The sequence below is a fragment of the Mucilaginibacter sp. SMC90 genome (assembly GCF_022811725.1).
Lineage (GTDB): Bacteria > Bacteroidota > Bacteroidia > Sphingobacteriales > Sphingobacteriaceae > Mucilaginibacter.
The window spans coordinates 6,604,487-6,629,033 of record NZ_CP094527.1; the positions used below are offsets into that span (position 1 = coordinate 6,604,487).

At 42.1% G+C, this 24,547-nt stretch carries 16 protein-coding genes; 7 read left to right on the forward strand and 9 right to left on the reverse strand.

Features of this window, described 5'->3' with window-relative positions; genetic code table 11:
• Positions 1-2 precede the first annotated feature (2 nt).
• Complete coding sequence (locus MTO98_RS27425; protein ID WP_243482175.1) at positions 3-1,937, reverse strand: amino acid permease; 1,935 nt, start codon at positions 1,935-1,937, stop codon at positions 3-5.
• An 80-nt stretch (positions 1,938-2,017) separates the two neighbouring features.
• Between MTO98_RS27425 and MTO98_RS27430 the strand changes: the two genes are divergently transcribed.
• Positions 2,018-2,698: a phosphatase PAP2 family protein gene (locus MTO98_RS27430; protein ID WP_243482176.1), complete on the forward strand. Its 681-nt coding sequence runs from the start codon at positions 2,018-2,020 to the stop codon at positions 2,696-2,698.
• On the opposite strand, the gene MTO98_RS27435 is transcribed toward MTO98_RS27430, so the two are convergent.
• The gene (locus MTO98_RS27435; RefSeq protein WP_243482177.1) at positions 2,695-3,363 is read right to left on the reverse strand and encodes a hypothetical protein; all 669 of its coding nucleotides are present in this window, start codon (positions 3,361-3,363) and stop codon (positions 2,695-2,697) included. The genes MTO98_RS27430 and MTO98_RS27435 overlap by 4 nt on opposite strands.
• 449 nt (positions 3,364-3,812) lie before the next feature.
• Entirely contained in the window at positions 3,813-5,273 is a 1,461-nt protein-coding gene (locus MTO98_RS27440) for a glycoside hydrolase family 130 protein (RefSeq protein WP_243482178.1), read from the reverse strand.
• Between the two features lie 211 nt (positions 5,274-5,484).
• Between MTO98_RS27440 and MTO98_RS27445 the strand changes: the two genes are divergently transcribed.
• Both MTO98_RS27445 and MTO98_RS27450 read left to right on the forward strand, forming a co-directional pair.
• On the forward strand, positions 5,485-6,162 hold the full coding sequence (locus MTO98_RS27445; RefSeq protein ID WP_243482179.1) for a response regulator transcription factor: 678 nt from the start codon (positions 5,485-5,487) through the stop codon (positions 6,160-6,162).
• Between the two features lie 13 nt (positions 6,163-6,175).
• Positions 6,176-7,495, forward strand: coding sequence for a HAMP domain-containing sensor histidine kinase (locus MTO98_RS27450; protein WP_243482180.1), 1,320 nt, complete (start codon positions 6,176-6,178; stop codon positions 7,493-7,495).
• 237 nt (positions 7,496-7,732) lie between these two features.
• Here the strand turns inward: MTO98_RS27450 and MTO98_RS27455 are convergent, their stop codons facing one another.
• From MTO98_RS27455 to MTO98_RS27465, 3 genes are all read right to left on the reverse strand, one after another.
• Positions 7,733-8,653 (reverse strand): DUF58 domain-containing protein, encoded by a 921-nt coding sequence (locus MTO98_RS27455; RefSeq protein ID WP_243482181.1) that lies wholly within the window; start codon positions 8,651-8,653, stop codon positions 7,733-7,735.
• A 106-nt stretch (positions 8,654-8,759) separates the two neighbouring features.
• Complete coding sequence (trxA, locus tag MTO98_RS27460; RefSeq protein WP_022831961.1) at positions 8,760-9,080, reverse strand: thioredoxin; 321 nt, start codon at positions 9,078-9,080, stop codon at positions 8,760-8,762.
• Positions 9,081-9,588: 508 nt separating this feature from the next.
• Positions 9,589-10,353: an SDR family oxidoreductase gene (locus tag MTO98_RS27465; protein WP_243482182.1), complete on the reverse strand. Its 765-nt coding sequence runs from the start codon at positions 10,351-10,353 to the stop codon at positions 9,589-9,591.
• Between the two features lie 132 nt (positions 10,354-10,485).
• Here MTO98_RS27465 and MTO98_RS27470 point away from each other — a divergent pair, with 132 nt between their 5' ends.
• Positions 10,486-10,896 (forward strand): helix-turn-helix domain-containing protein, encoded by a 411-nt coding sequence (locus MTO98_RS27470; protein ID WP_243482183.1) that lies wholly within the window; start codon positions 10,486-10,488, stop codon positions 10,894-10,896.
• A gap of 125 nt (positions 10,897-11,021) precedes the next feature.
• Here MTO98_RS27470 and dnaE read toward each other — a convergent pair whose 3' ends face one another.
• Positions 11,022-14,606, reverse strand: coding sequence for a DNA polymerase III subunit alpha (dnaE, locus tag MTO98_RS27475; RefSeq protein ID WP_243482184.1), 3,585 nt, complete (start codon positions 14,604-14,606; stop codon positions 11,022-11,024).
• Positions 14,607-14,832: 226 nt separating this feature from the next.
• Here dnaE and MTO98_RS27480 point away from each other — a divergent pair, with 226 nt between their 5' ends.
• From MTO98_RS27480 to MTO98_RS27490, 3 genes are all read left to right on the forward strand, one after another.
• The gene (locus MTO98_RS27480; protein ID WP_243482185.1) at positions 14,833-20,001 is read left to right on the forward strand and encodes a translocation/assembly module TamB; all 5,169 of its coding nucleotides are present in this window, start codon (positions 14,833-14,835) and stop codon (positions 19,999-20,001) included.
• A 4-nt stretch (positions 20,002-20,005) separates the two neighbouring features.
• Positions 20,006-22,288: a BamA/TamA family outer membrane protein gene (locus tag MTO98_RS27485; RefSeq protein ID WP_243482186.1), complete on the forward strand. Its 2,283-nt coding sequence runs from the start codon at positions 20,006-20,008 to the stop codon at positions 22,286-22,288.
• Positions 22,289-22,394: 106 nt separating this feature from the next.
• Positions 22,395-22,859 (forward strand): aspartyl protease family protein, encoded by a 465-nt coding sequence (locus tag MTO98_RS27490; RefSeq protein ID WP_243482187.1) that lies wholly within the window; start codon positions 22,395-22,397, stop codon positions 22,857-22,859.
• A 7-nt stretch (positions 22,860-22,866) separates the two neighbouring features.
• Here the strand turns inward: MTO98_RS27490 and MTO98_RS27495 are convergent, their stop codons facing one another.
• Both MTO98_RS27495 and MTO98_RS27500 read right to left on the reverse strand, forming a co-directional pair.
• Positions 22,867-23,529: a hypothetical protein gene (locus MTO98_RS27495; RefSeq protein ID WP_243482188.1), complete on the reverse strand. Its 663-nt coding sequence runs from the start codon at positions 23,527-23,529 to the stop codon at positions 22,867-22,869.
• A 71-nt stretch (positions 23,530-23,600) separates the two neighbouring features.
• Positions 23,601-24,524: an alpha/beta hydrolase gene (locus tag MTO98_RS27500; protein WP_243482189.1), complete on the reverse strand. Its 924-nt coding sequence runs from the start codon at positions 24,522-24,524 to the stop codon at positions 23,601-23,603.
• Between the last annotated feature and the right edge of the window lie 23 nt (positions 24,525-24,547).

Sequence of the window (24,547 nt, forward strand, 5' to 3'; positions counted from 1 at the left end):
GTTTACACTGTTTTCGCTTCTTTACCCAACACGCTGTTTTTATAGCTATAGGTAGCATAAATTACCAAACCTATTACCAGCCAAATTAAAAACCTGAGCCAATTGGTATAGCCAAGCTCGGTCATGAGATAAAAACAGCTCATGAGCCCTAAAACCGGGATTAGTGAGAAGTTTTTAATAAAGCTATAAACCGCTATAATGATGATCAGGATAAAGAAAAGATAGTTTGGGAAATTATACAAAAATCCATTAATACCAAGACTATATTTTTTAGCATCGCTGATATCACTTGTTTGCCTTACTGCAGTATTGAATTTATCCTCCTCAATATCCTTAAAATATTTCTTAGCCGAATCGGGCTGGGCGGCTACGTGGGTATTATAAAGCTGATTGGTGGTTTTAAGCAAACTCAGCTTATCATTATTATCCAAATTATCAATGATGTCGCTCCTGTCTTTAAGTTTTTTAAACTGCATCATTTCAACCTGAGCAGCTGGTTTAAACCAGGCAACCGAACCCAAAATCACAAGCGTTATAATTGGAATAATAAATTTACCGTTAACGTATGGCAGATGAAATTTACCTTTTTCGGCTTCCTGACGCGGAAGCAGCAATACACCGCCGCAAACCAGCACAAAGGCAAAAAGAGTACCTATACTGGTCAAATCGGTAACTTCGGTAAGATTCATAAACAGGGCGGGAATAGCAACAACAAACCCGGTTACAACTGTAGCAAATGCTGGTGTTTGATATTTAGGGTGGATACGTGAAAATGCTTTAGGCAATAAACCATCGCGGCTCATGCTCATCCAGATCCGGGGCTGCCCCAACTGGAATATCAGCAGCACGCTGGCCGTAGCTATAACCGCACTGATAGATATCACATAGCTTATTTTATTTAAACCAACCTTTGCAAAAACAAAAGCAAGCGGGTCGCCAACCTGCAGGTCTTTATAACTCACCATACCTGTAAGCACCAGGGCTATCAGGATATATAATACCGTACAAATAATGAGCGAGTAGATCATACCGCGGGGCAGATCACGCTGCGGTTTTTCGCACTCTTCGGCGGTGGTTGATATAGCATCGAAACCGATGTAGGCAAAAAACACACCTGATACACCTTTCATTACACCGCTGAAACCGTTAGGCATAAACGGGTGCCAGTTAGCAGGCGTTACATAAAAAAAGCCAACCACTATAACCGCTATTACGATAACTATTTTAAGCACCACCATAGCATTGGTGGCCTTTTTTGTTTCGCGGATGCCTATGTAAACCAGGTAAGTGATGATAATAACAATTAAAAGAGCCGGCAAATTGGCTATCAATTTAAAATTGCCTATGCCAGGTGCCTGACTCCAGGCCAGTGCCTCTGCTTTTACTTTATCGCTGATGTCGGCCAGATTTGATCCCGCTGCCTGAACCTGCTCGTGCCCCCGCAGGGCCGAAACATAATCCATAGTCAGAAACTTGGGCATATGGATATGAAAACCTTCAAGCAGGTTCACAAAATATTCGCTCCAGGAAATAGCCACAGCTATGTTACCGATGGCGTATTCCATTAATAAATCCCAGCCAATGATCCAGGCAATCAGCTCGCCAAAAGACGCGTAGGCATAAGTATATGCGCTACCTGCAACCGGGATGCGTGAGGCAAACTCGGCATAACAAAGAGCCGAAAATCCGCAGGTAACAGCCGTTAAAATAAATAAGATAGAAACCGCAGGACCGCCATGAAATGATGCTTCACCAATTGTCGAAAATATACCCGCTCCTACAACAGCGGCTATGCCCATGAGGGTGAGGTCTTTTACGTTAAGTTCTTTTTTGAGTTGGGACGATGTTGTACCGGGATGCTCACTATCACTAAAACCACATTCAACATCATTTAAAATTTTTGCTACCGACTTTTTACGAAAGATACTTTTCGACATGAAGTTTAATTAATAAGTGCTAATCAATCTCAAAATTAATCATTTTTTTGCATTGAATAAGTATATGCTTACTTTGCAACATGAAGATAGGAATAAAAGACGTGTTGTACAGGATCCGCCCTTTTTTTATCCTTTACCTTATCCTTTTAGCAACCTGTTTGACTATCAAACTGCTATTTACCCGCGAAGCCATTTTTTTTACCGTTAACGGATGGCATCAGCCCTGGCTGGATGTCATTGAGCCCTATGTTACTGATATCGGTGATGGTACTACAGCCGTAATAGTATCGCTTGCAATGCTTTTATTCAGTTACCGGAGCTGGCTGTTAATGGCTTCAAGCTATGCTGTAACATCCGTTGCAGCACAGATCCTTAAATACATTTATATAGCGCCCCGGCCAAAATTATATTTTGCCAGCCAGTGGAGCAGGGTGCACACAGTAGAAGGCGTTTATATATTAGAGAAATACAGCTTCCCCTCGGGGCATACGGTGAGCGCTTTTTCGGCGGCACTTGTTATAACTTACCTCTGTAAAAACAAAGGCTGGGGAATCCCAGCCTTGTTTGTTGCCATAATGGTTGGCTATTCAAGAATGTATTTAACCGAGCACTTTTACGAAGATGTACTTGCCGGCTCGGCCATTGGTGTGTTTGTTACTATATTCTGGCTCACCTGGCTTGATGGTAAACAATTCATCCACTCGGCCAAATGGAACAGGGGCCTGCTTGATCTGTTCAGGAAAGCCCCTGCCGATAATTAAACTCCTGCTTCCAATTGCCTGTTTTTACGTTTGATCACGGTTAACACGATGATCAGCACGATAACCGCACCACCACCATAAATTCCTATTTTGGCCGGAGCCGACATACCTTTTGCATCAGACAGGTACTGGTCGCGACGATCTAAAGTTGGCGCGATCTGGATAGAACTTGAAAACTGTTTCAATTCGGCTTTTGCAAGGTCAGCCCTTTGTTCCGGATAGTTATACTCAAAAGTATATGTTGCATCCTGGGTATAAAGCAGGATAAAGTTCCTTAACTCAGGAGACTCTCCAGTTGAACCGCTGTTGTCAATTCTCAGGGTGAATACTTTACCTTCCAGTTTGCCTATTGTAGTATCGCGCGGATACATTACGCTACCGTTAACAGATTGTTTTTGAATACCGTTGATGTAGGTTTTAAATACATCTTTCAGGTCCTTTTCTTTATTTAAAGGCTTGGTACTGGCGTTTGGTACGCGCAAAACCAAAATATTACCCAATGATCCGGTACCCTGATATATTTGTTGACCTAATGTATCTTTTTTTATAAAGCCTTGTGGCAATGAAACTGTAACAAGGCTATCTATCTTCACAGGTTTGAGTGCCTGGCTAAAACCTGCAAGCGAAATCAGCATTATGCTTAAGCTTAAAATTATCTTTTTCATATTTATTTAACTTAAAAAAGAAGAATAAGTTTTAACAAATAATGCATCATGAGATTTAAATGAACGTTAAATGACTTAAAATCAACAGTATAAATACAAGCTAAAAGCAGAAAGCTTAAGGCCGAAAGCTTTTATTGGAGGCGAAATACAAATGCTACCAAGGTACAATTAAACAAAAAACGTCGCTGCGATTGCGTGTGAAGATGGTATGCTTTCTCAATGTTTCGGCTCAAGTTTTGGGCGTTGATACAAGAGCTGGGTAACTTGGGCTTACCAACTGCACAAGTCGGCCTCCCAAAGCCCGCTACTCAAGACTTGCGCCAAAAGAGTATAAACCTATTTTAGGACAAGACAGACAGTTCTGAAGGATGAATGACAAAGCAGAAGACTTACGAAGTTTTTAAAACTTCGTAAGTCTGGATTTTAGATTCGTAAAGAATTTAATGGCTTTAGGCTTCCTTAAGCTTCGTTAATAGGTCATCCAGGCATACCTCGGCAAAGGCGGTAGAAGAATCGGAAACACCATAAGGAATGATGAGTTTATTGTTGTGTACAATTGCCCCGCATGAGTAAAGCACATTAGGCACATATCCCTCCCGTTCGTCGCTGGTGGGAATCAGCAAAGGCTCTTTCAACCGGCCTATTTCAACTGCAGGATCATCCAGTTTCAGCAGGCTTGCGCCAAGCACATAACGCCGCATCGGGCCAACACCATGGGTTATCATGATCCAGCCATCTGCCGTTTCAATTGGCGAGCCACAATTACCTATCTGCACAAATTCCCAGCTAAACTTAGGTTGCTGCAGCATCACCGGCTTTTCCCATATATTGATCTTGTCCGAATACATGATATAATTATTACAGCCATCTATCCGCGATATCATCACATACTTACCGTTTACCTTGCGCGGAAACAGGGCCAGGTTTTTATTCTGTGCGCCGGCCCCGTACAAAGGCATGATCTTAAAATTATAAAAATCGGTTGTTTGCAGTAACTTGGGCATAATCAGCGAACCATCGTAAGCTGTATAGGTAGCATAGTAAAGCTTGCTCCCGTCGTCATTGGTAAACTGTACAAAACGGGCGTCTTCAATCCCCTTGCGCTCATATTCAGATATCGGAAAGATCACCCTGTCGGAAATGTCGGTATCCAGCGAAAAAACAATTTCATAATATGAATCGGCAAGCCAAAGTACCTTATCGTACTCCAACCGCTTCATATCGTCTTCCTGCAGCCTTTGCGAATCCATGATGATCCTACGCAGGTTGGCATACTCAAAATGATGATCAAGCTTTGATTCCAGCTCATTTATTACATCAATGTTGATTTGCGTAATGGCTGCTTTTTCAAAAAACAGCTTTTTATTGTAAACAGCATTCCGTACAATCTCGGCTTCATCAATATAGCTGCCTGCGGGTTGTATACTGATATTATTGTTTTTATCTATCCAGGCCCGGCGAAAAGTTATTGAAGAAATATGCCCCTCGCCTACCGCCCTGAAACTGATGATCACCCGGCGCTGGCCGTCTTCCAGCTCTGTTTGATCCGGGTCTTCAACTATTGAAGGGTTGAAGAACGCAGCCGATTCAATAGAATATTCATGGGTAAAATATGAGCCTATGAGCAGCTTTCGATAAACAGTAAGCGTATCAAAATCAATGTTAAGCTCTAAAAACAAGGGCTTAAGTTTGCTGCAATGCCTGTTGAGCACGCGGGTTATGTTACGGTGCCTTTTTGAATATTCCTGCAATATCGGCGATACGATACCAAAAGCATCATCCTCGCTGATAAGCATTACACGCCCAATAACTTCTTTAGCGCGGTCATTTCCATTAAAAAAGAATCTTGCAATTACACGTTTTGGATCGGGATTTACCCGGATGGGTTTGCGTTCGATAGAAAGTCTCATACTATGAAGTGGTAGCTTTTAATTGTAACACTAATTGACGTAAATTGATTTATGCTTTTTTAATTTAAACGCAACATTTAAAAAATGACATTCAGAAGGCCGTTATAAAAGCCTATCTTCATGCTTTGTTAATCTACGGTGTGGTATTTTGCCTTCCGTGAACAATCCCGATCCTGTAACCCATATTGATAGTTTTTGTAAAAGTGCAATTATGAACGTATTAATTGTTGAAGACGAAAAAGGCCTTGCGCTTGAAGTTGATGAATTTTTAAGCCACGAAGGTTTCACCGTTGAGCATGCCCGCACTAAAAAGTCGGCGTCGGAGAAAATATTCGTAAACAATTATGACTTTATCCTGCTCGACCTTGGTTTGCCCGATGGTGATGGTTTTGACCTGCTGAAAATGCTGAAAAGCATGAATAATCGCGAAGATGCTGTAATTATACTTACCGCCCGAGGAGCTGTTGACGACCGGGTGTCAGGCCTTGAACAAGGAGCCGACGATTACCTGGCAAAACCATTTTCATTAAACGAGCTGTTAGCCCGTATGCACGCCATAACCCGCCGCAAACATCGTTTGGAAAGTAACGACATCAATGTAAAAGGACTGAAGATCAACATACAAAATCGTACTGTTATCTATAACGATGAACGCATAGCCCTTACCAAGAAGGAGTTTGAAATATTCAACTACCTTGTGCTTAACAAAAACAGGGTGATATCACGTACCAACTTAACCGAACATGTTTGGGGAGATGTACTGGAGATAAACTCCGACTCGAACTTTGTGGATGTGCATGTTAAAAACCTGCGCAAAAAACTATCGGCATATATCCCTATCGACTGGTTTGAAACTGTAAGGAGTATCGGCTACCGTATCAACATCTGAAATTAACAGCCTCATGAAATTACAGGTAAAACTGGCCCTTTATAACACATTAACCAAGTTAGCCATCATACTTTTTACGGGCCTGCTGATCCTGCTTTCTATCGAAAAAATTTCATACAACCATGTTGAGGTGAGGCTTGAGGAGAATGAACGGGAAACGCTTAAAAATCTCAGCTCAAAAGAGATCAACAGTAAGCTTGCCAATCAAAAACCTTATACCGACTATAATATCTTAAAAGAGGAATTTATTATCATTAGACCGGTTAAGTTTCAACCTACGGAAACCAGGGGCGCAAGGTTTACAACCGAAACCCGCACCAGCGACCAGGTTACGCAAACGTATCGCATTTTAACCCACCAGTTTAACTTTAATAACCACACCTATCTGCTCGAAATCGGGGTATCGATAACCTCAATTGAAGAATTAAAGTCGATAATTAAACGGTTTACACTTTTAACGCTGATAATAGCCCTTGCCCTTACATTGGTAAGCGACCTGGTATTCACTAAATTTTTGCTTGCTCCTTTTTATAAGATCATCGACCGCAAACTGATCAAGGTAAATGACCCTATGAACTTTGATTATGAAAAGATCCAGACCACTACCCAGGATTTTGAACTGCTTGATGACAGCATCAGTACGCTCATGAAAAAAATCAGTAACCTGTTTAGCCTCGAAAAACAATTTATTGCCAATGTATCGCATGAATTGCTCACGCCTATTTCAATAATCAGTTCACGGCTGGAGAATATTTTATTGCAGGAAGAACTTAGCGAGGCCAGCGAAAACAAGATGCATGCTTCGCTGAAAACATTAAACCGGCTTAAATCAATTATCAATAGCCTGCTGCTGATTTCGAAGGTTGAAAACAACCAGTATGATAAAGCCGATGTGGTGATGATAGCAGGTGCAATTATGGAGATTGAGGAAGAGCTTGAAGACCGGCTGGAAGAAAAGCACCTCACTTTCAACAATAATATCAAATACATCTACTCTATTATGGGCAACCGCCCGCTGATGCATACCTTACTGTTCAATCTTATTAATAATGCTATCAAGTATAACAAGCCCAAAGGCAGCATCACGATTGCCGATGAGCTGAAAGAAGATTTTTATATACTGGAAATTACCGATACAGGTGCTGGTATGGATCAGCAACAGATTGAAAACGCATTTAATCGCTTCGAAAAATTTGAAACCGAAGAAAAGGAAAGCTATGGCCTTGGCTTAGCCATTGTAAAAAGTATTACTACATTTCATAACATCAGGGTAAAAATAGACTCGGTAAAAGATAAGGGGACCAGCATATATCTGATTTTTAACCGGGAATAGAACTTCACTTATTCTTCACATTGTATCAATACCTTTACAAAAGTTTATTTTATAAGTAGATCCCCTATTTAACTATAGAGGCTGTTTTCCGGTTGGTAACAGCCTTTTTTTGTTTCAAAGAAATATGGTTATCTCACCAAATGGCGCAAGTCTTGTGTAGGTGGGCTGGAGGGAGGATGACTTGTGGCTACATTCACGATTACTCCGTACCTGCAACAAAGCTCCTTGGTAATTCTGTTATATCATTTTATTACGCTTAACCAGGTAGGTATTCAGGATGTGATGATAACCTTCGTGAATATCGGCATCAACCAAATCGATATGATATTGAGCGCATTTCAATTCCAGTTGATGGCGGTATTCTTTTAGGGATGCTTTGTAGGCATCCCTGATCCGGGCCGGGTTTACTCTCAATTCATCGCCGCTTTCAATATCTATAAAATGATGAGGGCGGTTATCAAAATTAAGTTCAAGTTCCTTTTGCTTATCAGTAACATTGAAGATCACCACTTCATGCTTGTTGAATTTTAAATGCTGAATAGCCGCAAATAAAGCCTGCTGTTTTTCAGCATCGAGGCTGTTTTCCAGCATATCGCTAAAAATGATCACCAGCGAACGCTGATGAATTTCCTGGGCTATATGGTGCAGTACGTTGGTGATATTGGTTTGCGTATTTACTTTAGGACTGGCGTACATTTTTTCCAGTTCGGCATATAAATAAAACAGGTGTGTGGTGGTTGATTTCGCAGCACTGATCCAGTCTATCTTATCCGAAAATAAGCAAAGTCCAAATGCATCGCGCTGTTTTTTAAACAGGTACATGAGCGATGCAATAGCGTAAACCGAAAATTGCAGTTTATTAGTACCCGTTTCCGGGAAATTCATGGATGATGACGTATCCAGCAGCAGGAAACACCGAAGATTAGTTTCTTCTTCAAACTGCTTCACGAACAGCTTATCGGTACGGGCCAGCAGCTTCCAGTCGATATTTTTTACCGACTCGCCATTGTTGTACAGACGGTGCTCAGCAAACTCAACCGAAAAACCGTGAAAAGGGCTTTGATGCAAACCGGTAATGAAACCTTCAACCACCTGCCGGGCCAGCAATTCGAGATTGGCCAGTTGCCTTATTTGCTGATCATCGTTTAATTTGGGCATAGGCTAATATAGGGCATAAAAAAAGCGTTGCAAAATTGCAACGCTTTTTCACTAAAATATGTTGTGTTAATGCTACAGTGGATAGCATTAAATAATCCTCTTTGAGTTATGCTAACTGTTTTGCAAGTTTATCAGTTAATACTGATTTTGGCACAGCACCAATTTGTTTATCCACAATTTCGCCATTTTTGAAGAACAATAAGGCAGGGATGTTACGGATACCGTATTTTACAGATATACCTGGGTTGTTGTCAACGTCTACTTTACCAACAACAGCTTTGCCTTCATATTCTTTTGCAATATCTTCAACTACCGGACCTACCATCCTACACGGACCACACCATTCTGCCCAAAAGTCAATTAATACCGGTTTGTCTGATTTCAGGACAAGCTCGTCAAAGTTTGCATCAGTTATTTCTAAAGCCATGATTTCTATTTTTTAAATTTTGTACTTACAAATATATGCTATTCAAATTGCTTGCCACAAGTGTACTACTGACAATGTGACAATTATATTATTATAATACACGCAGTTAACGCATGTATGACCATTTGTCGCGTTTACACCTCAACATACAGCTTTGCGACATGACGTAATAACACAAATTACCTGTTTACAAAGCATATATACAACTGTGCAGGCGGGTTACTTTTTAACAATTGGGGTATTAATTAACATTACAGCTAAATAAAATATTAGTGTCTTAACTCAAATTTTAAGGAATTATTTGGATTTATTGAATCTGTCTTTCATTCTGTTTAATTTGTTTAATTCCTTAAATTCGAGTTCAGAAAAAAAATGACCGGAAGCTAAAGCCGCCGGTCATCACATAACAATATATATTGACGAGCCTTCGAGACTTATTTCTCGTCCAAATTCTCACGAAAGGCAGTTTTTAAAAAGTCTCCCCTTTCAGGGGGAGATTTAGAGGGGCTTATGCACCTTTCAAAGTGGCCATACCACCATCAGCAATCAGCTCGGCACCTGTTATAAATGTTGAATCATCAGAAGCGAAGAAGGCTACTGTTTTAGCAATTTCTTCTGCTAAACCGAAACGACCCATTGGAATCTGTTTTACCAGTTCAGAACCCATGCCTTCCAGTTGTTCCTGGGTTAAGCCTAATTTATCGGCAGTATGTAAAGGTGTTACAACAGGGCCAGGGCTTACAGAGTTAACCCTGATGCTGCGTGGTAATAACTCGGCAGAAATATTTTTAGCCAATGAAAGCAATGCTGCTTTACTTGCCGCATAAACAGTTGCACCGGCCATACCTATGTGTGCGTTGATTGAAGTATTCAGGATGATAGAACCACCATCATTGATCAATGGTAGTAATTGCTGAATGCTGAAGTAAGCACCTTTAAAGTTAATGTTCATGATATCGTCAAACATCTGTTCGCTCATTTGCTCGGTTGAATTGAACTGACCAATACCTGCATTAACAAATACGATGTCGATTTTTTCGGCAATGGCTTTTACTTTTTCGCCAAGCTGTTTAACCTGGTTCATGTCACCGCTATCGGCAATTACGCCCTGAGCATCAGCACCAAGTATTTCAATTGCTTCGTTAATTGATTTTTGGTTCCTGCCGGTGATGATCACTTTAGCACCTTGTGCAATGAACTCCTGTGCTGTGGCCAGGCCTATACCACTGTTGCCGCCTGTTATTACTGCTGTTTTTCCTTGTAACTTTTTCATTATCTTTGTTATTGATACATCAAAGATACAGCGGGTTATACGGCCCCACAAGAATGCACCATTTAGTGTGCAACATACTTTTTGGTAGGTTATGGGCCAGTTTGATGCAATCGATATATCGCCTTTTTCATTATGACAAAAAACAGACATTCTGATCATTCTTGCACGATGGCAGCGGCCCTGAGTGTGATCAGCGGTAAGTGGAAACTGAGTATAATAAACCAATTATTATCCGGACAAAAGCGATACAGCGAGATAAACCGGGCTATTGCAGGCATGACTGAAAAGATGCTCTCCCAACAAATCCGCGAACTGGAAGAGGACGGTATCGTAACCCGCCATATTTTTCCTGAAGTACCGCCAAGAGTCGAATACTCCCTCACCCCCATTGGCGAAGAATTATCATCTATATTTTATACCCTCGAAAGATGGGGCAGCCACTACATGACCGTAACCAATGCCAACGGCGAAGTGATCAAGCCTGATTATACTTGTTATACTTTGATTAAGCAGGATGATGAGGTGGTGAAGGTAGAAGTGTAATTTGGTTTTTATTTGTTATGTCATTGCGAGCGCAGCGTGGCAATCGCATACTATACAGAGCGGCTATGCTTCCGTGCGATTGCCACGCTACGCTCGCAATGACATGAATTTAAGTAGTCCTGAAATCAACTCAGCACCGGCTCCTCATTAGTCAAACTATGGATCCCGGCCATAAAATCATCGCTTGGGTTTACTTTGAATGATTTTGATGAAAGTTCAACCAACATCACCTCTTCCCTGTCCTTGATCTGGAAACGGAGTTTACAGTTTTTTACCGGGTACTTTTGGTTATTATCATCTATCATGTGCTGAATATCATCCAACAGCTTACTATTAAGCATTTGCACATCAATACAAACAGTTAATGATTTGGTAAGTTTATCACGCATTTCTGATAGCAAGTCCATCACCATGATTCGCAGGTCCCAGTTATCTTTTTGGCGGAATTTCTCTTCAATGTTACCCTTAATATGCAGGAAGTAGCCTTCCATCATCATATTACGGAACTTTACATAATCATCGCCAAACAGGGCAAATTCATACGATTCATTATAATCCTCAAACACAAACGTGCCAAATGGCTTACCTGTTTTGGTCATTTTATGCTGAACGCTTGATACCAGGCCGCCAATCCGCAATTCGCCGCGGCGCCGCAGTTCATTAAACGCTGCCGTTACATCCTCACCGCCTTCGCCTGAGCGGGCTTTTTGCATCAGTTTCAAATCGCTGATGTTGGCGTTACAGAAACGTTTAAGTTCAACTTTATAATTATCCAACGGGTGACCGGTTAAATAGATCCCGATAACCATTTTCTCGTACTTCAGCTTTTCTATCAGCGCCCATTCTTCAACATCGGGCATAGCAGGTTCAGGTACATATGATGCTACCGAACCGCCGAACAATGACGATTGGGAGCTGCTTTGCACATTCTGATAATCATTGGCATATTTGATCAGGCGTTCAACACCTGTTAACACACCCAGTTCAGTTTTGGCAAAGAACTGTGCACGCGGAATATTGAAACCGTCAAAAGCTCCACCATAAACCAGGTTTTCGTACGATTTACGGTTAACGCTGCGGGTGTTTGAGCGCCTTGCAAAATCATATACCGTTTCAAACGGGCCATTAGCGGTACGTTCTTCAATGATACTTTCTACCGCTTTGTCACCCACACCTTTTACGCCGGTTAAACCGAAACGTACCTGTCCGCGTTTGTTCACGGCAAAAGCCATGTCCGACTCATTGATATCCGGCCCCAATACCTCAACCCCCATGCGGCGGCATTCCTCCATAAAGAAGGTAATCTTTTCTATGTTATTCTGGTTATTTAAAACCGCCGCCATATACTCTGACGGGTAATGCGCTTTTAAATAAGCTGTTTGGTATGCCACGAAAGCGTAGCATGTTGAGTGCGATTTATTGAACGCGTACTGGGCAAATGCTTTCCAGTCGGTCCAGATTTTGGTAAGCTTATCTTTGGGGTGCCCCTTGGCAACGGCACCATCCATAAACTGGGCTTCCATTTTATTCAGTACCTCAATTTGCTTTTTACCCATCGCCTTACGCAAAACGTCGGCATCGCCTTTACTAAAGCCTGCTAACTTTTGCGACAGAAGCATCACCTGTTCCTGGTATACGGTAATACCATACGTTTCGCCCAGGTACTCCTCCATATCAGGCAAATCGAACACAATAGGTTCACGGCCATGCTTACGGGAAATAAAGTTTGGTATGTACTCTATCGGGCCCGGACGGTAAAGTGCGTTCATGGCAATTAAGTCCTCAAACTTATCGGGCTTAAGCTCGCGCAGATACATTTGCATACCATCACTTTCAAACTGGAAAGTACCATTGGTATCCCCACGCTGGTAAAGCTCATAAGTTTTCAGGTCATCAAGCGGGATGTAGTCAATTTGTATCTCTACACCGTGATTTTGCCTGATCATGCGCAAAGCGTCCTTAATAATGGTGAGGGTTTTTAAACCCAAAAAGTCCATCTTAATTACACCGGCATCTTCAATAACACGCCCATCATATTGGGTAACCAGCAGGTCCGAATCTTTTGCAGTAGCTACCGGTACAATATCGGTAAGGTCATAAGGGGCAATAATGATGCCCGCGGCGTGTACACCGGTGTTACGTACTGACCCTTCCAGCTTTTCGGCCTCGCGCAGTACTTGCGCCTTAAGGTCATTACCGTTCAGGATCTCTTTTAGCTCAGGAACCTGTTCAATAGCATCTTTAAGTGTGATACCCAATGTTTCGGGCACCAGCTTTTTCATGGCACTTACATCGGCCAGCGGCATATCAAGCACCCGGCCCACGTCCTGGATACTGGTACGGGCAGCCATCGAACCATAAGTAATGATCTGGGCTACCTGGTTTTTGCCGTATTTATCAACCACATAATCAATAACCCGCTGTCTGCCGGCATCGTCAAAATCCGTATCAATATCGGGCATCGATTTACGGTCAGGGTTCAGGAACCTCTCAAACAGGAGGTTATACTTCATCGGGTCGATATTGGTGATCCCGGTACAATAAGCCACCACTGATCCGGCTGCCGAACCACGGCCCGGACCAATAAATACGCCCATATCGCGACCGGCCTTGATAAAGTCCGCCACAATGAGGAAGTATCCTGCAAAACCCATGGTACGGATGGTGAACAACTCAAAGTTGATGCGCTCCTCAGTCTCCGGACTGATATCTATGTAACGTTCCTTGGCACCCATAAAAGTTAGGTGCTTCAGGTACTCCCACTGGTTAAGGGTATCGGCATCAGGAGTATTGTGAATCTTAAATTCGTCGGGAATAATGTAGTTAGGCAGCAGGATATCGCGTTTAAGCTTCAATACCTCTACTTTATCAACAATCTCGTTGGTATTATCCAGCGATTCGGGCAAATCATGAAAAAGCTTGCCCATTTCTTCCTGCGTTTTAAAGTAAAACTGGTCGTTAGGGAAACCAAAACGATAGCCCTTACCGCCTTCTTCGTCGGTAGCGATTGGGGTGCTCTGCATATCGCCTGTGTTTACGCAAAGCAAAATATCGTGTGCGTTCGAGTCCTGCTGATCCACATAGTGCGAATCATTTGAACAGATCACTTTTACATTATATTTTTTAGCGTACGTGAGCAACACATTATTGATGATTTGCTGCTCGGGGATCTCATGGCGCTGAATCTCGATATAAAAATCCTCGCCAAACAAATCAAGCCACCATTTAAACTCCTTCTCCGCATTTTCGGGCGTATCTTTTAAAATAGCCTGTGGTACTGATGCACCAATACAGCAAGTAGTAGCGATGATACCTTCGTGATATTTCAGGATTAATTCTTTATCAATACGTGGCCATTTGCTGTACAAGCCTTCCATATACCCTAATGAGCATAGCTTAACCAGGTTTTTGTAACCGGTAGGGTTTTTAGCCAGCATCAGCTGGTGGCGGCGTACGTCCTTATTTTCTTTGGTAAACTGTTTTTTATGCCTGTCTTCAACCACGTAAAACTCGCAGCCTACAATGGGTTTTACATTGTGTTTACCGGCTTCGGCCACAAACTTAAATACACCAAACATGTTGCCATGGTCGGTTATTGCGAGGGCCTTCATCCCATCCTTGGCGGCTTTTTTATACAGCTTAGAAATGTCGGCTGCACCATCAAGCAGGGAGAATTGGGTATGTACGTGGAGGTGAGAAAAATCAGGCATAGTTAATCCGTTTCAGCAAAATCGTTATGAAATACAAAGTTAAAACAAGTTGATGAGTTAAAACAAGTTCGGCTATTGAATGTTAAAAAATAGCGTGTGGAAATTTTTTGTTTAAGCCGGTCCTCCATTTTGTAAATTATACAAAACACACAGCAAACTGCTATACTTAGCATGTTATTTGTATATATTGAGCTACCCTATCATCACCTTTGAAATACATATACAATTGAAAAAAATACTACGAATAACCCTTAAAACGATACTTTGGATACTGGTTAGTGTAGTTCTGCTGGTTATCCTTGTAGTAATTTTGATACAGGTCCCCGCTGTACAAAATTTTGCAAAAGATAAAGCTGTAACTTTTTTACAAAATAAAATCCATACAAAAGTTAAGATCGGCCACATAAGCCTTGGGCTCCCCAAATTACTTGTACTGGAAGATGTTTACTTTGAAGATCAAAAAAAAGATACCCTCATTGCCGGCGAAAAGCTAAAGGTTGATATCAGCATGCTCAAACTGCTGCATAGCCAGGTTGAGGTGAATGAAATAAACCTGCAGGGCATTACCGCCAACGTAAGCCGTGGCGCTGATAGTGTTTTCAACTTCGATTATATCATGAAAGCCTTTGTAGGCGAGCAGAAGAAAGAAGTAAAGCCAACTGATACTACTTCAACCATGAAGTTTTCTGTTGATAAGATCATCCTCGATAAGATCAACGTAAAATACAAGGATGCTATAACCGGCAACGATGTGAAATTTTTGCTGGGCCATTTTGATACCCGCGTTAAGGATTTTGATATGGATAAAATGAAGTTTACCATACCAAAAATTACGCTGAGTGATGTAAACGCAAAGATCATCCAAACGCCAACCGGTCCGCCGCCGCCTGATACGGCTACCGCACCTTTAAATATGGACCTTAATTTAGGGGTGATCGATATATCTAAAATTAAGGTAGATTATCAAAGTGCTGAAATGGGTGCTAAGGTAGACCTGAGTAAGTTTTTGGTAGAGATGGATAAAATCGATCTGAAAAACCAAAAGGTAGGCATCAAAAGTATCGAGCTAAGCGATACCAAAGCAGGCCTTAGTTTAGCCAAGCCTAAAACGGTAGCTAAGGCAGTTGTTAAAGCCGTTAAAAAATTGGATACGCTGGTATCCTCGCCCAGCAAATCGGCATGGCGGGCAACCATCGGGAAGGTTACTTTCACTAACGATAATATTAAGTTTGACAACGAGGCACAGAAAGCGATACCCAAGGGCCTTGACTTTGGCCATATGGATATCCGCATCCTGAATGCCGAAGCTGAAGAAATTTCATACAGCCCGGATACTATTTCGGGCAAGATCAACTCCTTTACTTTTACCGAAAAAAGCGGTTTAAAGATCAACAAATTTCATACGGCATTCCTGTATGGGCCAACCAATGCCTACATGAACGATCTGCTGCTGGAAACACCGAATACTACCCTGCAAAAATCGGTTCAGGTGCGTTACCCATCTATCGATGCCATCACCAAAAACATCGGCGCACTGGGCATCAATGCCAATTTAGATGGCAGCCGATTAGGTTTAAAAGACGTGTTACTGCTGATGCCAACCATGGCCAGCATGGAACCGTTCAAATCATCGCCGGGGACGGTGTTTAAGATCAATGGACGGGTAAGCGGGCAGGTGAATAACCTTGATATCCCTAACCTTGAGGTTACCGGCTTAAGCAGCACCCATATCAAAGCATCAGCTAAAATGAAAGGATTGCCTGATGTAAACAAAGCTACCTTTGATGTTAACATTGCCGACTTTAGTACCAGCCGCAGCGATATAGATAAACTGGCTCCGGCTGGCAGCATCCCGCCAAATGTGAGCATTCCTGAAAAAATGAGCCTGAAGGGCAACTTTAAAGGCAGCATGTACACCTTCAACACCAAAATGGGCCTGCGCTCAAGCTATGGCGCGGTTGATCTGGTAGCTGCTTTAAAAAATGGGCAAAACAAAAGTGCGGCGACTTATACCGCAAATATCAAGGCCAACGAATTGAATGTAGGGGCGCTTACCAAACAACCACAAATGGTTGGCCGTATTACCATGAGCGCAAATATTAAAGGCACAAGTCTGGATCCTAAAAAGGCGAGTATCGCCTTTAACGGCAATGTGGCCAAGGCTTATGTTAAAGGTTATACCTATCAAAACCTGGTGATGAAAGGCACATCAAGCAATGGCGCTTATACAGCCATCGCTACCATGAAAGATCCTAACATTAATTTTAGCCTGGATGCTAAGGCCAATCTTAATAAAAAATACCCGGCGGTTAAGGCTACTTTAAATGTGGATAGCATCAATCTTAAAAACCTGCACTTTGTAGCAGATGATATGCGTTTCCATGGCAAGATCGTAGCCGATGTACCTACAGCCGATCCCGATTATCTGAATGCCAATATCAAAGCTACCGACCTTTTGGTTGTTAACAAAGGCCAGCGCATCCAGATGGATACCATCAGCCTCATCTCAACAGCCAGCGCCGATAGCAGCACATTACGTTTAAAAACCCCTGTCATGACAGCGCACATGGCCGGTAAGTACAAGCTTACACAGATAGCCCCGGCCATGCAGGATGTGATCAACAAATATTTCAACACAGCTATTGCCGGCGGCCAGCAGGTTGCTGTAAAAACCAAAGGCGGTAAAACAGTAAAAACCAAGCCCGCACCAGTAGTAAAGTACGATGCCCAGCAATTTAAGTTTGAAGCCCGGCTGGTTAAAACACCTTTGCTTACTCAATTTGCACCCGACCTGAAACAACTTGACCCGGTTTTACTAAACGGTAGTTTCAATAGCCAAACCGGCGAATTGATTGTTAAAGGCTCATTACCCAAAGTGGTTTATGGCACCAACACGGTTAACAAAGCAACGCTTAATATCAATACCAGCAATAACGCGCTTAACTATAATTTTTCGGTTGATGAAGTAAAAGTTGGTTCATCTGTTGATTTGTTGTATACCAGTATTTCGGGCGCAGCGCAGGATAACAAGGCAGGCTTAAGTATTCAAATCCGGGATGCAGCTAAGAAGGAACGGTTCCGCATTGCCGGTACCTTTAGCATATTGCCGAATGAATATCAGTTTAGTTTTAACAAAGATGGATTACTGCTTGATTATTTGCCATGGGCGGTTAGCGACGATAACTTTTTACAATATGGGCCTAAAGGTATTTTGGCGCATAACTTTACCATTACCAACAGTAACCAGGTGCTGAGTGTTAACAGCAGTACACAGGAGTTCAACAGCCCGCTGAATATCAAATTCAATAACTTCCATATTGAGGCCCTCACCAAAATGGCCAAGCAGGATTCGTTACAGGTAGGCGGTACCATTAATGGCGACGCTACAGTAAGCAATTTCCAGGCTGCGCCTGTATTTACGGCGGCTATCAATGTTAATGACTTTAATTTTAAGGGTGACACCGTAGGTAACATTGCCCTCAAAGTAAACAATCAAACCGAAAACGCTTATGCTGCACAAATGAGCATAACCGGCAAGGGTAACCAGGTAGACCTGAACGGCACCTACTATACCTCGCCCGAAAGCCGCTTTGACCTTGATCTGAATATTGTGAACCTGAGCATGAAGAGTATTGAAGGCTTCAGCTTTGGCAGCTTAAGGAATGCCACGGGCAACATCACCGGGGCGCTTAAAATATCCGGTACTACCACTGCGCCATCCGTTAGGGGCGATATCAACTTTAACAAAGTAGGCTTTAATGTGGCCATGCTTAACTCCTACTTCCGCATGCCGCAGGAAAGTATCACCTTTAATAATGAAGGTATCCGTTTTAATGACTTTACCCTGGTTGATTCAACCGGCAACAAAGCAGTGGTAAGCGGAAGTATCTACACCAAAACCTACACCGACTTTGCCTTTGGCATGGATATCAACGCTAATAACTTCAGGGTTACAAATTCAACCGAAGCTGATAATAAACTTTATTACGGTAAACTTTATGTAGATACCCGCATCAAGATCCGCGGTAATATGGCCAAACCGGTTGTAGATGCCAACCTTACTGTAAATGATAAAACCGATATGACCTTTGTGCTGCCTACTAATGACCCGGCAGTAGAAGACCGTAAAGGTGTAGTTGACTTTATTGATAAGGATGCACCTAAAATGGACTCTATCCTATTGGCCCGGCAACTGGATTCACTCAAAAAATCGGATGTTACCGGATTGGATGTATCTGCAAACATCACCGTAAATAAAAATGCCGCGTTTACCATAGTGATTGATGAGCGCAATGGTGATGTGGTACACCTTAAAGGCGAAGCCAACCTTAACGGAGGTATCGACCCGAGCGGTAAAATTAACCTTACCGGTACCTACGTGGTTAATTCAGGCTCATATAATTTAGCCTATGCTACTGTAAAACGTACTTTCAACTTTAAACAGGGCAGTACCATAGTGTGGACAGGCGACCCAACCAGTGCCAATATCGACCTTACTGCAATTTACGTAGCCAACGTGCCCCCTATCGACCTGGTTTCAAACCAGCTTTCGGACGCACAAAATAGTACTATGTACAAGCAGAAACTGCCTTTCAATGTTAACCTTAACCTAAAAGATCAGCTGCTTACACCCAATATCAGCTTTGATATAGTATTGCCAGACAGTACCTACTCTGTATCATCAGATGTGGTAACCACAGTAAATACGCGCCTGACACAAATACGCCAGGATCCTAATGAGCTTAATAAACAGGTATTAGGCGTACTGGTGCTGGGCCACTTCATCGGCGATAACCCGCTGCAAAGCCAGGGGGCCGGGACATCTATTGAAGGAACTATCCGTAATAGCGTAAGTAGTTTATTATCTGATCAGTTAAACCGTTTGGCAGGCAGCCTGATCTCGGGTGTCGACCTTAACTTTGGTTTAACCTCCGGTGAGGATTATTCATCGGGAACGGCTACAAACCGAACCGATCTGAATGTTGGTCTTTCCAAACGTTTCCTGAGTGATAGGTTAACGGTAAGTGTTGGCAACAACTTTAATCTTGAAGGCAATCAGCAGGGACAAAAAGCTTCAAACATTGCGGGCGATGTATCCATAGCTTATAAATTGAGCAAGGATGGACGCTATACGCTTCGTGCTTATCGCCGCGATGAATTTATAGTGATACAGGGCCAGATCATAGAAACCGGTGTGGGCTTTACCCTAACTGTTGATTACAACCGTTTTAAAGAAATATTCCGTAAGCGTACTCCTGAAGAACGCAGGTTGCGCCGCGAGTACCAGCAAAAACAAAAAGAGGAAAAACAAAAACAGCAGGAAGCAGATAAGGCGCTGGAACAAAAGAACATGCAGCAGCAACAGGACAACAAACCGCAAACTACTTCAAACTAAGCCCATGACCAAACATTTAAAATATATACTGCTTTTATCATCTGTTTTACTGAGTGCCTGCAGTACAACTAAATTTTTGGCGCCAGGCCAAAAGTTGTATACAGGCGGCGAAGTGGTGATAAAAGATTCGGTTTTGAAAAAGAGCGAGAAAAACGCTTTGAGTGAAGAACTTGGCACTTTGTTAAGGCCTGTGCCCAACAGCACTATATTAGGCATGCGCTTTAAACTATGGCTTTACTTTAAAACTAAAACCAACAAAACTAAAGGCCTGGCCCACTGGCTAAACAAAAAAGGTGAACCACCGGTACTCATCAGCTCCGTAAACCTCGACCAAAACAGCAAGATCCTTCAAAACAGGTTACAAAACGAAAGCTTTTTCCAGGCGCAGGTAAGCGGTGATACCGTAAGCAAAAAACCCACATCAAAAGTTGCCAAAGCTGTTTATACAGCAGTAACAGGGCCGGGTTACAAAATCAGGAAAGTTATCTTCCCTCAAGGTAACCGCACCATTGATACGGCTGTTGCCGGCACCTCGGCAAAAACGCTGTTAAAGGTTGGCAACAAATACAACCTTGATGTAATTAAAACGGAACGCCTGCGTATAGATGCCAAATTAAAGGAAGAAGGTTTTTATTACTTTTCGCCCGAAGATCTGATCATGCACGTGGATAGTACTATAGCCGGCCACCAGGTTGATATATTTGTAGCGGTAAAAAACGAAACATCAGGCCGCGCTCAAAATATATACACTATCAACAATATTTATGTTTATCCGAGCTATACGTTAAGAGATACTTCACTAATGAAAGACAAAGCTGTCTTTTATAAATGGTATAATATTGTAGAACGCCGTAAAACGGTGCACACTTACGTATTTGCCAACACCGTATTGATGCACCCCGGCGAAGTTTATAACCGTACCGAGCACAACAACTCGCTCAATCGCTTTATTAATCTCGGCCCTTATAAGTTTGTTAAAAATCGCTTTGAGGATGTGTCTGCCGATTCATCAAAACTTGATGTTTATTACTTCTTAACCCAATACAAAAAGAAATCCCTGTCGCTTGATATCCTTGGCCGTACAACATCGGCCAATTATACAGGTACGCAGGTTAACCTTAACTGGCTTAACCGCAATGCCTTTAAAGGGGCCGAATCGTTAAAAATAACCCTTTTCGGAAGTACCGATGTGCAGGCAGGCGGGCAAAACGCAGGCTATAACGTGTATCAGGCGGGTATCCAAACAACACTTTCATGGCCGCGTTTTATAGGACCGATCTATCCAAAAGCGGCTGATGCCTACATCCCTCACACTAATCTGAGTCTGGGCTATTCAATAGTAAACAGGCAAAAGCTGTATAATTTAAATTCGTTTAACTTATCGTTTGGTTACCAGTGGCGCGAAACAGAACACCGTTCGCACGAGCTTAACCTCATCAATTTCCAGTTTGTAAATCCGCTGAGCGTATCTGACGAATATAAAGCAACTATCAACCCTGCCAACGGCCCGGTTAACCCTGCCCTGAAACACGTAATTGATAAGCAGTTTATTTTAGGGCCAAGTTACAGCTACACCTTCACCAACACCAACGAGGATTACCGCACCAACACATTTTACTATAACGGCAAGGTGACCTTATCAAATAATATATACGGTTTGGTGACCGGTGCCGATAGCGCAGGCGGCAAACCTAAAAAGCTTTTCGGGGCTATATTTAACCAGTTTGTGAAGTTCGAGAACGAGATCAGGTATTTTCACAAAACCGCGCCAAACAGTACCATTGCCACAAGGTTTATAGTGGGCGTTGGCTTACCATATGGCAACTCTACCCAGCTGCCATACAGCCAGCAATTTTTTATAGGCGGACCAAACAGTTTGCGTGGTTTCCGGGCAAGGGCCATAGGGCCGGGCTCATTTGATTCGCAAGTGGGCGTAGGTACCGGAGGCTTCCTGGCAGATGAATCTGGTGATATCAAGATAGAAGCCAACATTGAATACAGGCCAAAATTATTCAGTATTGTACGCGGTGCATTGTTTGTTGATGCCGGAAATATCTGGTTATTACACTCAAACAGTCAGCAACCCGGAGCAGTGTTTAGTAACAAGTTTTACAACGATATTGCTGTTGATGCCGGCTTCGGCTTAAGGTTTGATTTAACTGTACTGGTGCTCCGTACCGATCTGGGTATTCCGCTGCGTACACCATACGTTCGTGCCAATGAGCCGCGCTGGGACTTTAATTTTAACCGTAGCGTATTTAACCTTGCAATTGGTTATCCATTTTAAACGGCTTATCCCATATAGCTGAAGCCCTGGTTATTGCCAGGGCTTTTCTGTTTGAATCTACCGCTTTAATCTGCACATTTGCACATCTGTAATTATAACATCTACCATGATCATAACTGTTCCGCTTCGTATTATTGACCTGCACGACGATGGCTTTCACCCCCTGGTTGAAGTGATCCTGTTTGGAAAAACTTTTACTATGGTACTGGATACCGGCGCATCTAAAACAGCTTTTGATCAAACTACATTGACCGAGGCCAATGAAACCATGAACATATTGGCCAGCGAGAAACTTTCAACCGGTCTCGGCACCAATACCATGGAGTCTTTCACTGCAACAGTAAGTGACATGTACATTGGCGAACTGCCCGTTGCCGAATTTGAAGCAGCTGTACTTGACCTGTCAACCATTAATGTAGCTTACGGTCAAATGGGCCATCCGCTGGTACTTGGGGTTTTAGGCGGAGATATTTTAATGAAGTATAAAGCAGTAATTGATTACGGGCAACAAATACTAAAACTAAAAAAGCCCCGGTCTTTTAAACGCAGGGCTATGCATATAATAAAATAGCAAAGATCTAATTGATCATATTTACTTTAAATTCTTCCTTGCTTAGTTTGAAAAAAGCAAGAAAGTATACAGCAAACAATACCATACCTGCGGTAACTAAGATAACATCCGGCTTAAATCTGATTCCGTTAATTACCCCGGTTACAAGTAAGGCGCAAGCAGCGCAAAAAATACGTATTGGCAGCATGCTCAGGTTAGCCATCATGCTGTCACGAATGGATCTTTTGGTATCGCCAAAAACATAACCTGTAAAATAATACCTTAAAGGGATCACGAAATAGGGTAGTAAGGTCATTCCCCAAAACAGCCATTTAATGGTGTGATTACTCAATAATTCTTTATTTAATATTTGATACAGGCCCCACGCAAAACAGGCTACAAAAATCACTGCCGGAAACTTGAAAAAAGATATAAAATAATTGAACTGCTTTTTTCTCAGATCACGCTCCATTGCTTTTTTGCAATCACGTTCCAAACTGATGAGGCGGTTGTGTCCGCCAAAATCCACATGAATAATCTGGTTAACTGCTGTTTCAAAGCTGTAATCGCCTGGCTTGTTTTGGAGCGCGCTAATAATATGATCGTAAACTTCCTCGTAGGTTTCACGGTAGATAAATACCTTGCGCAGGTAATATTTCAATAATTCATCCTGACGTGCATCTGGTTTCATATAATGTAAGGTTTCTTCTAAAAAATAAGACTACTGTAAATTGAAGTAAATAGGAACATAATTACTCTTCACTATTTAAGCCATTTGTTAAAGTAAAAAATAAACTTTGCTTGCTGATCAATAAAAACCGTATGTGAACAATTGTCGATGTAGCGAAAACGTTTGATGCCGATTATATTTTTCAGGTTACTGATTTGTTGAATGGAATAAAGCCCATCCTGCCTACCGTATAAGGCATAAATGCTCATACCTTTATTGTGAAGAGCTGTTAATATTGGGCTGATATCTATATTTTTTAAACGCTCATTTTTCCAAAACGTGTGTACCGATTCCTCGTTTTTAACATACTTGCTAATTGTGGTATCAGAATTATAGGTTGCGTAAATTGATTTCGCAAGATTATTCGGATGTCCTACCATGAAAAACCCGTTCCGGGAAGCATGCTTGAAGGTACTATCTCTGTACTCAACAGAATTTTTATCCATTTGCTCAATTTTTGATATTTCACTTAATCTTATTGTATCGCCTTTTTGCTGATATATCTGCCTGGTTGTTTTTAAGATTGTATTGTATGATTCTTGTTGAGATATTAGTGAACTTACTAACACAATGGCGCTTATTTTTTCAGGATATTTTTGAGCAAATAATGTCGTAACTAAACCGCCGAAGCTAAACCCTATGAGTGTGGCTTTTTTTAAACTGTATTTCTTATAAATCCTATTTAGATCCAGAAAAGCTTCTTCATAAGTCATTTTAGCAGCCGGATCAACAGATCTTCCTTCGCCGCGCCTATCATAAATCACTACGTAAAATCCTTGATCGGCCAATTTTTGCGCCGTTGTAGCTTCAAAGTAAACAGAACTACTGCTGGGCCCGCCATGCATAAATATAACGGCCTTATTGTTAGTGTTACCAAATGCTTTACTATAGAGTTGTTGGCTATTGGCTATACAAGTTATAAAAACTAAAGATAAAAGAATAGTGAGCTTTTTCATTGGTAGCGACCTGTGACATTAGG

Excerpts from the sequence above, each read along its gene's own strand:
- MTO98_RS27425 (WP_243482175.1), bottom strand. The coding sequence starts at position 1,937 with ATGTCGAAAAGTATCTTTCGTAAAAAGTCGGTAGCAAAAATTTTAAAT.
- MTO98_RS27430 (WP_243482176.1), top strand. The coding sequence starts at position 2,018 with ATGAAGATAGGAATAAAAGACGTGTTGTACAGGATCCGCCCTTTTTTT.
- MTO98_RS27435 (WP_243482177.1), bottom strand. The coding sequence starts at position 3,363 with ATGAAAAAGATAATTTTAAGCTTAAGCATAATGCTGATTTCGCTTGCA.
- MTO98_RS27440 (WP_243482178.1), bottom strand. The coding sequence starts at position 5,273 with ATGAGACTTTCTATCGAACGCAAACCCATCCGGGTAAATCCCGATCCA.
- MTO98_RS27445 (WP_243482179.1), top strand. The coding sequence starts at position 5,485 with ATGAACGTATTAATTGTTGAAGACGAAAAAGGCCTTGCGCTTGAAGTT.
- MTO98_RS27450 (WP_243482180.1), top strand. The coding sequence starts at position 6,176 with ATGAAATTACAGGTAAAACTGGCCCTTTATAACACATTAACCAAGTTA.
- MTO98_RS27455 (WP_243482181.1), bottom strand. The coding sequence starts at position 8,653 with ATGCCCAAATTAAACGATGATCAGCAAATAAGGCAACTGGCCAATCTC.
- trxA (WP_022831961.1), bottom strand. The coding sequence starts at position 9,080 with ATGGCTTTAGAAATAACTGATGCAAACTTTGACGAGCTTGTCCTGAAA.
- MTO98_RS27465 (WP_243482182.1), bottom strand. The coding sequence starts at position 10,353 with ATGAAAAAGTTACAAGGAAAAACAGCAGTAATAACAGGCGGCAACAGT.
- MTO98_RS27470 (WP_243482183.1), top strand. The coding sequence starts at position 10,486 with ATGACAAAAAACAGACATTCTGATCATTCTTGCACGATGGCAGCGGCC.
- dnaE (WP_243482184.1), bottom strand. The coding sequence starts at position 14,606 with ATGCCTGATTTTTCTCACCTCCACGTACATACCCAATTCTCCCTGCTT.
- MTO98_RS27485 (WP_243482186.1), top strand. The coding sequence starts at position 20,006 with ATGACCAAACATTTAAAATATATACTGCTTTTATCATCTGTTTTACTG.
- MTO98_RS27490 (WP_243482187.1), top strand. The coding sequence starts at position 22,395 with ATGATCATAACTGTTCCGCTTCGTATTATTGACCTGCACGACGATGGC.
- MTO98_RS27495 (WP_243482188.1), bottom strand. The coding sequence starts at position 23,529 with ATGAAACCAGATGCACGTCAGGATGAATTATTGAAATATTACCTGCGC.
- MTO98_RS27500 (WP_243482189.1), bottom strand. The coding sequence starts at position 24,524 with ATGAAAAAGCTCACTATTCTTTTATCTTTAGTTTTTATAACTTGTATA.